Annotated in this window: 11 protein-coding genes and 2 pseudogenes; 6 read left to right on the top strand and 7 right to left on the bottom strand. The window is 70.6% G+C overall.

Annotation, left to right across the window (positions count from 1 at the left end):
• Positions 1 to 413: 413 nt before the first annotated feature.
• Positions 414 to 1,253, top strand: coding sequence for an SDR family NAD(P)-dependent oxidoreductase (locus FUT87_RS00750; RefSeq protein WP_147239761.1), 840 nt, complete (start codon positions 414 to 416; stop codon positions 1,251 to 1,253).
• Between the two features lie 41 nt (positions 1,254 to 1,294).
• Here FUT87_RS00750 and FUT87_RS30180 read toward each other — a convergent pair whose 3' ends face one another.
• The 3 genes and pseudogenes from FUT87_RS30180 to FUT87_RS30170 all read right to left on the bottom strand — a co-directional run bounded on the left by FUT87_RS30180 (position 1,295) and on the right by FUT87_RS30170 (position 3,264).
• Positions 1,295 to 1,630: a helix-turn-helix domain-containing protein gene (locus FUT87_RS30180; protein WP_255511600.1), complete on the bottom strand. Its 336-nt coding sequence runs from the start codon at positions 1,628 to 1,630 to the stop codon at positions 1,295 to 1,297.
• Positions 1,631 to 1,681: 51 nt separating this feature from the next.
• Positions 1,682 to 2,239 (bottom strand): annotated as a pseudogene (locus tag FUT87_RS30175) (AraC family transcriptional regulator); the annotation flags it as partial.
• An 83-nt stretch (positions 2,240 to 2,322) separates the two neighbouring features.
• The gene (locus FUT87_RS30170; RefSeq protein WP_186830293.1) at positions 2,323 to 3,264 is read right to left on the bottom strand and encodes an AraC family transcriptional regulator; all 942 of its coding nucleotides are present in this window, start codon (positions 3,262 to 3,264) and stop codon (positions 2,323 to 2,325) included.
• A gap of 199 nt (positions 3,265 to 3,463) precedes the next feature.
• On the opposite strand from FUT87_RS30170, the pseudogene FUT87_RS00735 reads away from it, so the two are divergent.
• Positions 3,464 to 4,482: pseudogene (locus FUT87_RS00735) on the top strand (aldo/keto reductase).
• 61 nt (positions 4,483 to 4,543) lie between these two features.
• Here FUT87_RS00735 and FUT87_RS00730 read toward each other — a convergent pair.
• From FUT87_RS00730 to metK, 4 genes are all read right to left on the bottom strand, one after another.
• Positions 4,544 to 5,641: a DNA glycosylase AlkZ-like family protein gene (locus FUT87_RS00730; protein ID WP_147239759.1), complete on the bottom strand. Its 1,098-nt coding sequence runs from the start codon at positions 5,639 to 5,641 to the stop codon at positions 4,544 to 4,546.
• Positions 5,642 to 5,698: 57 nt separating this feature from the next.
• The gene (locus FUT87_RS00725) at positions 5,699 to 6,709 is read right to left on the bottom strand and encodes a diguanylate cyclase (RefSeq protein WP_091727757.1); all 1,011 of its coding nucleotides are present in this window, start codon (positions 6,707 to 6,709) and stop codon (positions 5,699 to 5,701) included.
• 86 nt (positions 6,710 to 6,795) lie between these two features.
• Positions 6,796 to 7,842, bottom strand: coding sequence for a diguanylate cyclase domain-containing protein (locus tag FUT87_RS00720; protein WP_147239758.1), 1,047 nt, complete (start codon positions 7,840 to 7,842; stop codon positions 6,796 to 6,798).
• Positions 7,843 to 7,969: 127 nt separating this feature from the next.
• Positions 7,970 to 9,148: a methionine adenosyltransferase gene (gene metK, locus FUT87_RS00715; protein WP_091727749.1), complete on the bottom strand. Its 1,179-nt coding sequence runs from the start codon at positions 9,146 to 9,148 to the stop codon at positions 7,970 to 7,972.
• A gap of 162 nt (positions 9,149 to 9,310) precedes the next feature.
• On the opposite strand from metK, the gene FUT87_RS00710 reads away from it, so the two are divergent.
• The 4 genes from FUT87_RS00710 to FUT87_RS00695 form a co-directional block, all read left to right on the top strand.
• On the top strand, positions 9,311 to 10,201 hold the full coding sequence (locus FUT87_RS00710) for a lipid A biosynthesis acyltransferase (RefSeq protein ID WP_147239757.1): 891 nt from the start codon (positions 9,311 to 9,313) through the stop codon (positions 10,199 to 10,201).
• 9 nt (positions 10,202 to 10,210) lie between these two features.
• Positions 10,211 to 11,086 (top strand): diaminopimelate epimerase, encoded by an 876-nt coding sequence (dapF, locus tag FUT87_RS00705; protein ID WP_147239756.1) that lies wholly within the window; start codon positions 10,211 to 10,213, stop codon positions 11,084 to 11,086.
• On the top strand, positions 11,083 to 11,793 hold the full coding sequence (locus tag FUT87_RS00700; protein ID WP_147239755.1) for a DUF484 family protein: 711 nt from the start codon (positions 11,083 to 11,085) through the stop codon (positions 11,791 to 11,793). Before dapF ends, FUT87_RS00700 begins: the two co-directional genes overlap by 4 nt.
• Positions 11,771 to 12,313: site-specific integrase (locus FUT87_RS00695; protein ID WP_255511599.1), on the top strand; the 543-nt coding region annotated here is incomplete at its 3' end. The genes FUT87_RS00700 and FUT87_RS00695, both read left to right, overlap by 23 nt.

Genomic DNA, 12,313 nt, shown 5'->3' with positions numbered 1-12,313 from the left:
CGAAGCCAGAAACGCGCAAGCGCACGAACCGGGGGTTGATGCTGGTGCGAGCCGCTCGCAGAAAGGTCCGTGAGAGGGACCGGAGGGGCTGCAGAAGAAGACCTGAAGAGGGTGGTCTTGTGCGAATCAAGCTGCGGATTGTAGCGCAAGCGCGCGAATTGCGCAGCGTCGCTTGCAGTCAGGACGCGGGGATCGTGCGGAAGGGCCGGCGGTTGGCGGGCGGCGCAAGCCCGACGAGCGCGACGAGCACCGCCTGCCGGTCGCGGCGGATCGTGCAAGCGGTCCGCCGGAACGGGCATGCGGCCCCGGGGGCCGCTGCCTACGATGAATCCATCCCTCGCGAGGTCCGCCGGCAAGCGCCCCCGTCGAGGGGAAATCCCTCCACCCTGTCATCCCTCCAAGGACGGAATCCCATGAGCAAGATCTGGTTCATCACCGGCGCCAACCGCGGCTTCGGGCTGGAGATCGCCAAGGCGGCGCTGGTCGCCGGCGATCGCGTCGTCGCCACCGGCCGCGATGTCGCGGCGCTCCAGGACGCCTATGCGGCGCACGCCGACGCCGTGCTGTGCCTGCCGCTGGACGTCAGCCGCGAGGCCGACGCGGTCCACGCGGTCGAGCAGGCCGTCGCGCGCTTCGGTCGCATCGACGTGCTGGTCAACAACGCGGGGTATGGCCAGCTGGGCCTGTTCGAGGCCATCGGCGCCGACGACATCGAGCGCCAGTTCGCCACCAACGTCTTCGGCCTGATGCACGTCACCCGGGCGGTGCTGCCGGTCATGCGCCGGCAGCGCGACGGTCACGTGATCAACATCGCCTCGGTCGGCGGTTTCCGCGGCTTCGATGGCGCGGCGGTCTACTGCGCGACGAAGTTCGCCGTCGATGGCTTCAGCGCCTCGCTGGCGCCGGAGCTGGCCGGCTTCAACATCCGGGTGACGGTGGTTGAGCCCGGCTTCTTCCGGACCGACTTCCTGGACGCCAGCTCGGTGCGCTACGGCACCCGGACGATCGCGGACTACGCCGCGCTGCCGCGGCCGCCGCTGTCCACCTACGAGGCCTACAACCACCGGCAGCCGGGGGATCCGGCCAAGCTGGGCCGGGCCTTCGTCGAGTTGGCCGCGATGCCGACGCCGCCGCTGCATTTCGTGGCGGGCTCCGATGCGCTGGGCATGGCGCGCGAGACCTTCGGCCAGCGTCTCGCCGAGGTCGAGGCGCATGCCGCGCTGTCGGCCTCGCTGGACCGCGACGACGCTTGACCGACGACCGCCGACGGCCGCCGACGGCCGCCGCCGGGCGCTCAGGCCAGCGCCCGCGCGGGCGGCGTGTCCCGGCGCCTGGCGGCGTCGCGCGAGGGCGGGCTGCCGTAGAGCCGGCTGTACTCGCGGCTGAACTGGGACGGGCTCTCGTAGCCGACCGCGTGGCCGGCGCGCGCGACCTCCAGTCCCTCCGCGATCAGCAGCCGGCGCGCTTCCTGCAGCCGCAACTGCTTCTGGTACTGCAGCGGGCTCATCGAGGTCAGCGCGCGGAAGTGGTGGTGCAGCGAGGACGCGCTCATGTGCGCCTCTCTGGCGAGCGCCTCGATGCGCAGCGGCTGGGCGTAATTCGCCTTCAGCCAGCGGATGGCGCGGTGCACGCGCTGCGTCTGGCTGTCGGCGCGCGCGACCTGTGCCAGCCGCTCGCCCTGCTCGCTGCGCAGCACGCGGTAGACGAGCTCGCGCATCGCCATCGGCGCCAGCGCGGCATGGTCCTCGGGATGGTCCAGCAGCCGTACCAGCCGCCCGGCCGCGTCGAGCATGTCGGGGGTCTCCTACCGCGACCAGTTCCCGGCGCTGATGAAGCTGGTGGACCAGGCGGTCGCCGCGGCCGGCGCCGGGGACGGACGGGAGAGCGCCCCTGGCGGTGGCGACGCCGGGCCGCGCGGCGGGCCGCTGCGCGCGACCAGCTCGGCGACCTCCTCCGGATCGAAGTCCAGGCGCAGGCAGAGGTAGGGCCGCTCCGGCGTGGCGTTGATGACGCGGCCGCTGACCGGCAGGTCGGTGGTGAAGACCATGAAGCGCGCCGCGTCGTAGACGTAGCGCTCGTCGCCCAGGTGGACTTCCTTGGCGCCCTGTGCGATCACGCACAGCGAGGCCGGCTGCACCGCATGCGCCATTTCGCCGCCCGGCGCGTCCAGCCGGATCGCCCAGACCCGCGGCAGCACCGTCGGCCATAGGCCCTCGCGCGGCGCATGGCGGCGCAGCATCGCGCCGAGCTCGGCGATCGCATCGGGCGCGGCCATCGCCGCGTCGGTGTCGGTGTGAGTGAAGGTCGTGTCCATGGCCCCGCTCATCCCGCGCGCAGCAGTTGCTCGATGTCGGTCCGCGGCGGCGTGCCGAAGAGGCGCCGATATTCGCGGCTGAACTGCGAGGCGCTTTCGTAGCCGACCTGGTGCGCCGCGGCCGCCGCATCCAGCCCGCTGCCCAGCATCAGCCGCCGCGCATGCTGCAGCCGCAGCTGCTTCTGGTACTGCATCGGCGACATGCTGGTCAGCTGCTTGAAGCGCTGGTGCAGCGTCGAGGCGCTCATGTGCGCCACGGCGGCCAGCTCGTCGATGCTGATCGCCTCGCTGAAGCGGCGGTTCAGTTCGTCGAGCGCGCGGGACAGGCGGCGCGTGGCGCTGTCCTGCTGCGCCAGCGCGCGCAGGCGCGGTCCGAGCGGGCCGGTCAACACCCGGTAGAAGATCTCCCGCTGCAACAGCGGTCCCAGCACGCGCTGGTCCTGCGGCGAGTCCAGCAGCTGCATCAGCCGCAGCGCCGCGCCCAGCAGCGACTCGGACACCGGTGCGACGTTCAGCCCCGACTGCGCCCCCGGCGGCGCATCGGTGCCGGCCGGGCCGACCTCCAGCATCAGCTCCGCCAGCGTCGCGGTGTCGCAGCCGATGCGCACGCACAGGTAGGGCTTGTCCGGCGTCGCCTCGATCACGCCGCCCTTGGGCAGCATCGGCATCGAGACCAGCAGGAAATGCAGCGGGTCGTAATACAGCGTCTCGGTGCCGAGCTCCACCTTCTTGCGGCCCTGCAGCACGATCGCCAGGCCGGGCTCGTAGAGCGCCGGCGCGGTCTTGGGGGTGCTGCAGCTGGCCTTGATCAGCTGCAGGCAGGGGATCGCCGTGGCGGACGTGCCGTCGCCATCGACATGCCGGAGCGTCAGATCCACCATCTGCGCGCGCAGTGCCTGCAGCGCGTCGGGGAAGCCGTCGGCGAGAGGAATCGGAGTGGGTGCGACCATGCGGCGGATTGTGCAAGGCCGTCGCGCGCGCCGCCAGCGCCCGCGCGCGTGGGGAAGCGGGTTCCGGAGGATTGGGCAAGGACGGGCGAGCTTTGCGCTGGTCCCGGGTGGGGGCGGATTCCTAAGCTGACAGGCATCGCGGCGGTCATGCCGGCCGCCGCGCAGACCTTGTCTTCGAAGGAGCAGCACCATGACCATCATGTCCAGGGAACCGATCAACAACCTGCCGCAGTTGCCGCGCCGCCGGCTCGGCGCCCACGGGCCGGAGGTCTCCGCGCTCGGACTCGGCTGCATGGGGATGTCCGATTTCTACGGCCCCGCCGACGAGGCCACCTCGATGGCCGTCCTGCACCGGGCGCTGGACCTCGGGATGAATTTCCTCGACACCTCCGACATCTACGGCAACGGCGCCAACGAGCGCCTGCTGTCGGGCCTGCTGGCCAACCGCCGGCGCGAGGTCGTGCTGGCGACCAAGTTCGGCATCGTCCGCAATGCCGACGGGCTGTCGGCCGGCGTCAACGGCAAGCCCTCGCATGTCCACGCGTCCTGCGACGCCAGCCTGCGCCGACTGGGCGTCAACCACATCGACCTGTACTACCTGCACCGCGTCGACCGGTCGGTGCCGATCGAGGAGACCGTCGGCGCGATGGCCGAGCTGGTGCGCGCCGGCAAGGTGCGCCATCTCGGGCTGTCGGAGGCCTCGGCCGAGACCATCCGCCGCGCCCATCGCGTGCATCCGATCGCGGCGTGCAGTCGGAGTACTCGCTGTGGACGCGCGACGTCGAGGCCGAGGTGCTGCCCACCTGCCGCGAGCTCGGCATCGCGCTGGTGCCGTACAGCCCGCTGGGGCGCGGCTTCCTGACCGGCGCGATCCGCAGCGCCGATCAACTGGCCGCGAATGACTGGCGCCGCGTCAATCCGCGCTTCCAGGGCGACTCGATGGCGCAGAACCTGGCGCTGGCCGATGCGATCGTCGCGCTGGCGCGCGACCACGGCCTGACGCCGGCGCAACTGGCGCTGGCCTGGCTGCTGGACCGCGGTCCGGACATCATGCCGATCCCGGGTACGCGCTCGATCACGCGGCTGGAGGAGAACGCGATGGCCGCGCGCATCCGCCTCAACGACGTGCTGCGCGAGGAGCTGCGCGACCTGATCGACGCGCATCCGGTCGCCGGCGCGCGTTATCCGGAGGTGTCGATGGCGCTGGTCAACGCCTGAGCAGCGCGTGAACAACGCCTGAGCAGCGCCTGAGCGACGGCGCCCGCCGGCGGCCCGTCCTTCACTCCGCCAGGCCGAGGAAGACCGACATCTCCTGATAGGCCTCGTCCAGCGCGGCGCGGAAGGCGGCGTCGCGCGGACGCTTGCCGATGAAGCCGAGGTCCGGGACCAGCGTCCCGCCCTCGACCTTCAGGTTGGCCCAGCCGATCACCTGGTCGCCCCACAGCATCGGCAGCGCGTAATGGCCCATGGTCCGTTTCGCGGCTGGGGTGTAGGCCTCGAAGCGGTAGGCCCAGCCCCACAGCCGCTCGAAGCGGCGACGGTCCCAGACCAGCGGATCGAAGGGCGCGAGGAAACGCAGGCGCTCCAGCTCGGCCCGGTGGGCGCGCGAAGCGGGGTTCTCGTCCGAGGGCCAGTACCAGACCTCGCCGTCCACCTTCGCATGGGCCCAGCGCGACTTCGCGTGCTTGAGCACCTCGCGGGCCTCGGTCTTGAGGTGCGGCGCGCCGTAGCCCAGCAGCGTCGTCAGGTAGCCCAGACTCGGCGAGGGCAGCGGTGCATAGAGCGACACGATCATGTCGAGCAGCGCGCCGGCGCGCTCGCGGCGGGCTTGCGGGCTGTCGTCCTGCGCCGCGTGCTCGATCGCCTCGTAGACCCGCGTGCCGGAGTCGCGCCGCGCCACGCGCAGCAGGCCGCGGTAATGCATGCCGTCGAGCAGGTGGGTGCTGGCGTTGAGCTCGCCGCCCCAGTAACCCTCGATGCGGCCGTGGCTGAAAGCCTGTTGCACCTGCTGCGGATGCGTGCGGCCGCGCGCACGGATGAACTCGAGCACCTCCGCCGCGCGCGCGTTCATGGCTTCGTCCCAGGCGCGCCGGGCCACCCGTGGATGCAGCAGCGCCAGCGTCTCGCGGGCCAGGAAGCCGTAGTTGACGAGGCAGTCCTCCTCGACGGCGAGACGCGCGTAACGCGCCTCGAGCTGGCCGGCGCGGTAGTCCTTCACCCGGTGCATCAGGATCAGGTCCTGCGCGCGCGCCGGCGCGCGGATCGGGTCGGCCTGCACGAAGCCCAGGCGCTGGATCGCGCGCAGCAGCGTGGTCGGCTTGAAAAAGGTGCGGGCGATGGCATGACGCCGCAGCGCGTCGTGGTCGATCACAGGCATTCGGAAGCAGCGGTCATCGAAAGGCGTGACGGTAACCGCGACGGGGCATGGGTTCTGTCAGGAGAGCGGCGCGAAGCCGCTGGGCGCCTGCTCGACGGTGTCCATCTGCATCTCGAAGCTGAAGAAGCGGTTGCGGCCTCGCGACTTGGCCGTGTAGAGCGCATCGTCGGAGCGGCGCAGCAGGCCTTCGACGCTGGTGTCGGCATCGGGCACGCAGGTGGTGATGCCGCCGGAGAGGGTGACGTAGGACTCGACCGAATCGGGGTGCCGCATGTCGCAGTTGCGCAGCGTGCGCATCACCGCCCGCGCGAAGGTCATCGCGCCGGAGCGGGGCGTGCCGGGCAGGATGAGGGCGAACTCCTCGCCGCCGTAGCGCGCGGCGCAGTCGCGCGGGCGCCGGCAGGTCTGCTGCAGCAACTGCGCGACCCGCCGCAGGCAGGCGTCGCCCTCGAGGTGGCCGTAGCTGTCGTTGTAGCGCTTGAAGTGGTCGATGTCGCACAGCACCAGCGTCAGCGGTTGCTGGTCGCGCCGGGCGCAGGCGATCTCCTGCGCGAGCCGGGCATCGAAGGCGCGCCGGTTCATCAAGCGCGTCAGCGCATCCTCGCCGGAGAGCTTCTCCAGCCGCTCGTTGCTGTTGCGCAGTTCGTCCGACACCTCCTGCAGCCGTGCCTGCATGCGCCGCAGTCGCTGCATCGCGCGCAGCTTGGCCTGCAGCACGGTGTTGGACACCGGCTTGACGAGGTAGTCGTCCCCGCCCGATTCGATGCCCTGCCAGAGATCCTGGTCGCGGTCGCGGCTGGACAGGAAGATGATCGGCGTCCAGCCGCCGCGCTCGTGCGCCCGCATCTGGCTGGCGACCCAGTAGCCGTCGTGACCGGGCATCTCGACGTCCAGCAGCACCAGGTCCGGGCGCTCGCCGTCGAAGCGGGCCAGCGCGCTGTCGCCGCCGTCCGCCTCCAGGGTGTGATGACCGATGGCCTGGAGCTGGCGGCACAGGAAGCCGCGCGTGCTGGCCTGGTCGTCCACGACCAGGATGCGAAGAGGCGGCAGCGAGGCGGAAGCGTCCATGGCCGGGCATCGTCGACAGGCGGCAGCGAAACGTGCCGAGGCCGATTATGCGGGGCCGCTCCGCCGCGAGGCGGTCCGGACATGCCTCAAGTGGGGGTGGCGGGAGGCGGCGAGGCGGGCCCCGCCGACGGGACGCCCGCGCGCCGCTGCTCGGCCGTGTCCATCTGCATCTCGTAGCTGAAGAAGCGGTTCCGGCCGGTGGACTTGGCGTTGTAGAGCGCGTCGTCGGCGCGGATGATCAGCCCCTCGGCGCTGGTGCTCTCGTCCGGCAGGCAGGTGGTGATGCCGCCCGAGAGGGTGATGGTGCCGCCGGTGGGGGAATCCGGATGGGGGATGGCCGCCAGCTCCACCGTGCGCATCAGCGCCCGGGCATAGGTCATCGCCCCCGAGCGCGGCGTGTTGGGCAGGACCAGCGCGAATTCCTCCCCGCCGTAGCGCCCGGCGCAGTCGCTCGGGCGGCGGCAGGTTTCCTTGAGCAACTGGCCGATGCGGCGCAGGCAGGCATCGCCGGCGACGTGGCCGGCCGCGTCGTTGTAGCGTTTGAAGTGGTCGACGTCGCACAGCATCAGCGTCAGCGGCTTGCCTTCGCGCCGGGCCAGGTCCAGCTCCTGCTGCAGGCGGGCATCCAGGGCGCGGCGGTTCATCAGCCCGGTCAGCGCGTCGACGCTGGAGAGCTCCTCCAACTGCGCATTGGCCGCGCGCAGGTCCTCGGACATCTGCACCAGCCGGGCCCGCATCAGCGCCAGGCGCTGCATCGCGCGCAGCTTGGCGTGCAGGATCATCGCGGACACCGGCTTGACCAGGTAGTCGTCGCCGCCGGCCTCGATGCCCTTCCACACGTCCTCGTCCTGCTTGAACTGGCTCAGGAAGATGATCGGCGTCCAGCCGCCGGGTTCGGCGGCGCGCATCTCGCGGCAGGTCCAGTAGCCGTCGTGGCCCGGCATCTCGACGTCCATCAGCACCAGGTCGGGCCGGTAGCGACGGAACAGCTCCAGCGCCCAGGCGGCGCTGTCGGCCTCCAGCACGCGGTGGCCGGCGCGGTCGAGCTCGGCGGTCAGCGCGACGCGCGTCGCGCTCTGGTCGTCGACGATCAGGATGGTCAGCGGGGTCGGCGCGGCGGGCAGGGGATGCATCCGGCGATTCTGCCGCGCGAAGCGGCCGCCGGAAACGCTCAGGGCCGCGCGAGGCGGCCCTGACTTCGGGGGGCAAGCGCGCATCAATCGATGAATGCGCGGCAAATGACCGGGGTGCGGAGAGGGCTTACAGCCCCGCCGCGGCGCGCAGCGCCTTGGCCTTGTCGGTCCGCTCCCAGCTGAACTCCGGCTCCTCGCGGCCGAAGTGGCCGTAGGCCGCCGTCTTGCCGTAGATCGGACGCAGCAGATCCAGCATCTGGATGATGCCCTTGGGCCGCAGGTCGAAATGCTCGTTGACCAGCGCGGCGATCTTCTCGTCGGAGATCACGCCGGTGCCTTCGGTGTAGACGGTGACGTTCATCGGACGCGCCACGCCGATCGCATAGGCGACCTGGATCTGGCACTGCTTGGCCAGGCCCGCGGCCACGATGTTCTTGGCCACGTAGCGGGCCGCGTAGGCGGCCGAGCGGTCCACCTTCGTCGGGTCCTTGCCCGAGAACGCGCCGCCGCCGTGCGGGCAGGCGCCGCCGTAGGTGTCGACGATGATCTTGCGGCCGGTCAGGCCGCAGTCGCCCTGCGGACCGCCGATGACGAAGCGGCCGGTCGGGTTGACCAGGTACTTCGTGTCCTGCAGCCACTCCTTGGGCAGCACCGGCTTGATGATCTCCTCGATGACCGCCTCGTAGAACTCGGGCTTCATCTTGTCGCCCAGCGACATCTCGGGCGCGTGCTGCGTGGACAGCACCACGGTGTCGATGCTGTGCGGCTTGCCGTCGACGTAGCGCATCGTGACCTGGCTCTTGGCGTCCGGGCGCAGGAAGGGCAGGCGGCCGTCCTTGCGCAGTTGGGCCTGGCGCTCGACCAGGCGGTGCGCGTAGTAGATCGGCGCGGGCATCAGCTCGGGCGTCTCGTCGCAGGCGTAGCCGAACATCAGGCCCTGGTCGCCGGCACCGGTGTTCAGGTGGTCGTCGGACGCCTGGTCCACGCCCTGGGCGATGTCGTTGCTCTGCTTGTCGTAGGCCACGAGCACGGCGCAGCCCTTGTAGTCGATGCCGTATTCGGTGTTGTCGTAGCCGATGCGCTTGATCGTGTCGCGGGCGACCTGGATGTAGTCGACGTGGGCGTTGGTCGTGATCTCGCCGGCCAGCACCACCAGACCGGTGTTGCACAGCGTCTCGGCGGCGACGCGCGAGCGCGGGTCCTGGGCGAGGATCGCGTCGAGGATGGCATCGGAGATCTGGTCCGCCACCTTGTCCGGGTGGCCTTCAGATACGGATTCCGAGGTGAAGAGGAAATCGCTCGCCAATTTAAACTCCTGTGATTCAGTCTTCGGGCGTTGCCGAGACCTGGGAGTCAGGCGGCGAACGCTTTAGCGGGATTTATGAGTCGCCCCGCAAGTTGTCCAGATTAACTCGGCGACATGGGCGGGCATTATAGGAAAGGCCCGAAAGGGCCCACGGATGGGTGGATGGGAAAACTGGGTACATATGCGCTGATCGCGCTGCTTTGGCTGCTGCACTGGCTGCCGCTGCGCTGGCTGGCCGCGCTCGGGTGGGGGCTGGGCGCGCTGCTGCACCGGGTCGCCGGATCGCGCCGGCGCGTCGCGCTGCGCAACGTGGAACTCTGCTTCCCCGAGAAATCCGCCGCCGAGCGCCAGGCCCTGGTGCGCGAGCACTTCGGCTGGCTGGGCCGCAGCCTGCTGGAGCGCGGCCTGCTCTGGTACGCGTCCGACCGGCGGCTGCTGCGCCTGATGCGCATCGAGGGCAACATCAAGCTCTCCGAGCAGGTCGACCGGCCGGTGATGTGGCTGATGCCGCATTTCGTGGGCCTGGACTGGATCGGCCCGGCGCTGATGCTGAACCAGTCGCGCCCGGGCGCCAGCATCTACCAGCGCCAGAGCAACGCGCTGTTCGACGAGGCGCTGCGCAAGGCGCGCTCGCGCTTCGGGACGACCAAGCTGGTCGATCGCCAGGAGGGCGTGCGCAGCATCCTGCGGGCGATCCGCGACGGCTACTCCTTCCTGAACCTGCCGGACATGGACTTCGGTCCGAAGGATTCGGCCTTCGTGCCCTTCTTCGGCGTGCCGGCCAACACGCTGCTGGCGCCGGCCAAGATCGCCGAGACCATGAAGATGGTGGTGCAGCCGGTCATCGTCACGATGCTGCCCAAGGGGGAGGGCATCGTGATCCACGCCCATGAACCGCTGACCGGCTACCCCAGCGGCGATGTCGAGGCCGACGCGCTGCGCTTCCACCGCTGGCTCGAGGACCGCATCCGCGAACACCCGGCCCAGTATTTCTGGGTCCACAAGCGATTCAAGACGCGGCCGCCCGGCGAGCCGTCGCTGTATTCCCGATAATCCGCCCCCATGAAACTGCGCTTCACCAAGATGCAGGGCGCCGGCAACGACTTCGTCGTGCTGGACGCCACGCGCCACCCGATGCCGCTGAGCGCCGATCAGCTGCGGCGCGTCGCCGACCGCCGCTTCGGCGTGGGCTGCGACCAGGTGCTGGTGATCGAGGCGCCGAAGACGCCCGACGTGGACTTCGGCTACCGCATCTTCAATGCCGACGGCTCCGAGGTGGAGCAGTGCGGCAATGGCGCGCGCTGCTTCGTGCGCTTCGTCGTCGACAAGGGCCTGACCGACAAACGCACCATCCGCGTCCAGACGATCAACGCGCTGCTCGAGCTGCGCCTGCGCGACGATGGCCGCGTCACGGTGGACATGGGCGCGCCGGTCTTCGACCTGCCGCGCATCCCCTTCGACCCGCGCGACACAATGCCCAAGACCGAACACGGCTTCCAGCGCTGGCCGCTGGATCTGGGCGACGGCATGACGGCCGACGTCGCGGTGCTGTCGATGGGCAACCCGCACGCGGTGCAGCGGGTCGACGACGTCGATCACGCGCCGGTGGGCATCGTGGGCCCGCTGGTCGAGAACCATGAAGCCTTCCCGCGCCGGGTGAACGCCGGTTTCCTCCAGGTGATCAGCCGGAGCGAGGTGAAGCTACGCGTCTTCGAGCGCGGCGCCGGCGAGACGCTGGCCTGCGGCACCGGCGCGTGCGCGGCGGTGGTGGCCGGCATCCGGCTAGGCTGGCTGGACGAGGCGGTGGAAGTGCACACGCGCGGCGGCGACCTGCGCATCGAATGGGCCGGCATGACGCCGGGCGGCCCGGGGCTCGACGCCCCGGTCTACATGACAGGGCCGGCACAGACGGTCTTTGAAGGAGAAATCGAACTGTGAGCGGCATCGAAGGCATCACCGAACAAGACATCGCCGACTACCTGGCGAATGACCCGGCGTTCTTCGAACGTCACGCCGAGCTGCTGGCCAACGTCCGGATCTCGCATCCGCACGGGCAGCGCGCGGTGTCGCTGCAGGAGCGCCAGGCGGAGCTGCTGCGCGACAAGATCCGCGGCCTGGAGCACAAGATCATCGAGATGATCCGCAACGGGCAAGAGAACGTCGCGATCGCCGACCGGCTGCACCGCTGGACGCTGGCGCTGATGCTCACCCGCGACGACAGCCAGCTGCCCGAGGTGCTGCTGCGCGAGCTGCGCCACCAGTTCCTGATCCCGCAGGCCGGGCTGCGGCTGTGGAACGTCGGCGCCGGCCACGCGCTGGCGCCGTTCGCGGCCGAGGTCAACCCGGACGTGAAGACCTTCGTCGGCAGCCTGAACCAGCCCTACTGCGGCATCAATTCGGGCTTCGAGGCGGCGCGCTGGCTCGAGGACGACGTCGCGTCGCTGGCGCTGGTGCCGCTGACGGCGGGCGCGCCGGCGCAGCCCTTCGGCCTGCTGGTGCTGGGCTCGCCGGATCCGACGCGCTATACGGCCGAGATGGGCACCGAGTTCCTGTCCCGCGTCGGCGAGATCGCGAGCGCCGCGCTGTCGCGCCTGCTGCACGCCGACCCTCATGCCGCCGGCCATGTCGACCGTCAGCCTGACTGACGAGCAGCGCCGCTACCTGGACCATCTGCGCGTGCAGCGCCGCCTGGCGGAGCGCACGCTGACGCTGTACACGGAAGCGCTGCAGCGGTTGACCGGCTTCGCCTCGGCGCAGGGGCTGGACCTGCTGCGCCTGAGCGCGCACCAGGCGCGGCGAGGCCTGGCCCAGCTGCATGCCGAGAAGCTCAAGCCGCGCACGCTGGCGCTGATCCTGTCCGCCTGGCGCGGCTGGTACCGCTGGCTGGGGCAGCAGGGGCTGGTCGATGCCAACCCGATCGCCGACCTGCACGCGCCCAAGCAGGGCCGGCCCCTGCCCAAGGCGCTGGGCGTGGACGACGCGGTGCGGCTGGCTGAGCACCATCAGGACGTCGCCGATCCTGTCATGGAAGCGCTCGAGCGCTGCCTCGTCGAGCTGCTCTACGGCAGCGGCTTGCGGGTGTCGGAGCTGGTGGGCCTGGACCTGCGGCATCACGCGGGCTCCGCCGGCTGGATCGTGCCCGACGCCGCCGAGGCGCAGGTGCTG

The organism is Mitsuaria sp. TWR114 (genome assembly GCF_007997345.1).
Note: the sequence above shows the minus strand (reverse complement) of the source record. Positions and strands in the feature narration are given on the sequence as shown.

Coding starts and splice junctions, on each gene's coding strand:
- FUT87_RS00710 (WP_147239757.1), top strand. CDS start 9,311: ATGGGAAAACTGGGTACATATGCGCTGATCGCGCTGCTTTGGCTGCTG.
- FUT87_RS00730 (WP_147239759.1), bottom strand. CDS start 5,641: ATGCCTGTGATCGACCACGACGCGCTGCGGCGTCATGCCATCGCCCGC.
- dapF (WP_147239756.1), top strand. CDS start 10,211: ATGAAACTGCGCTTCACCAAGATGCAGGGCGCCGGCAACGACTTCGTC.
- FUT87_RS00750 (WP_147239761.1), top strand. CDS start 414: ATGAGCAAGATCTGGTTCATCACCGGCGCCAACCGCGGCTTCGGGCTG.
- FUT87_RS30170 (WP_186830293.1), bottom strand. CDS start 3,264: ATGGTCGCACCCACTCCGATTCCTCTCGCCGACGGCTTCCCCGACGCG.
- FUT87_RS00720 (WP_147239758.1), bottom strand. CDS start 7,842: ATGCATCCCCTGCCCGCCGCGCCGACCCCGCTGACCATCCTGATCGTC.
- FUT87_RS00725 (WP_091727757.1), bottom strand. CDS start 6,709: ATGGACGCTTCCGCCTCGCTGCCGCCTCTTCGCATCCTGGTCGTGGAC.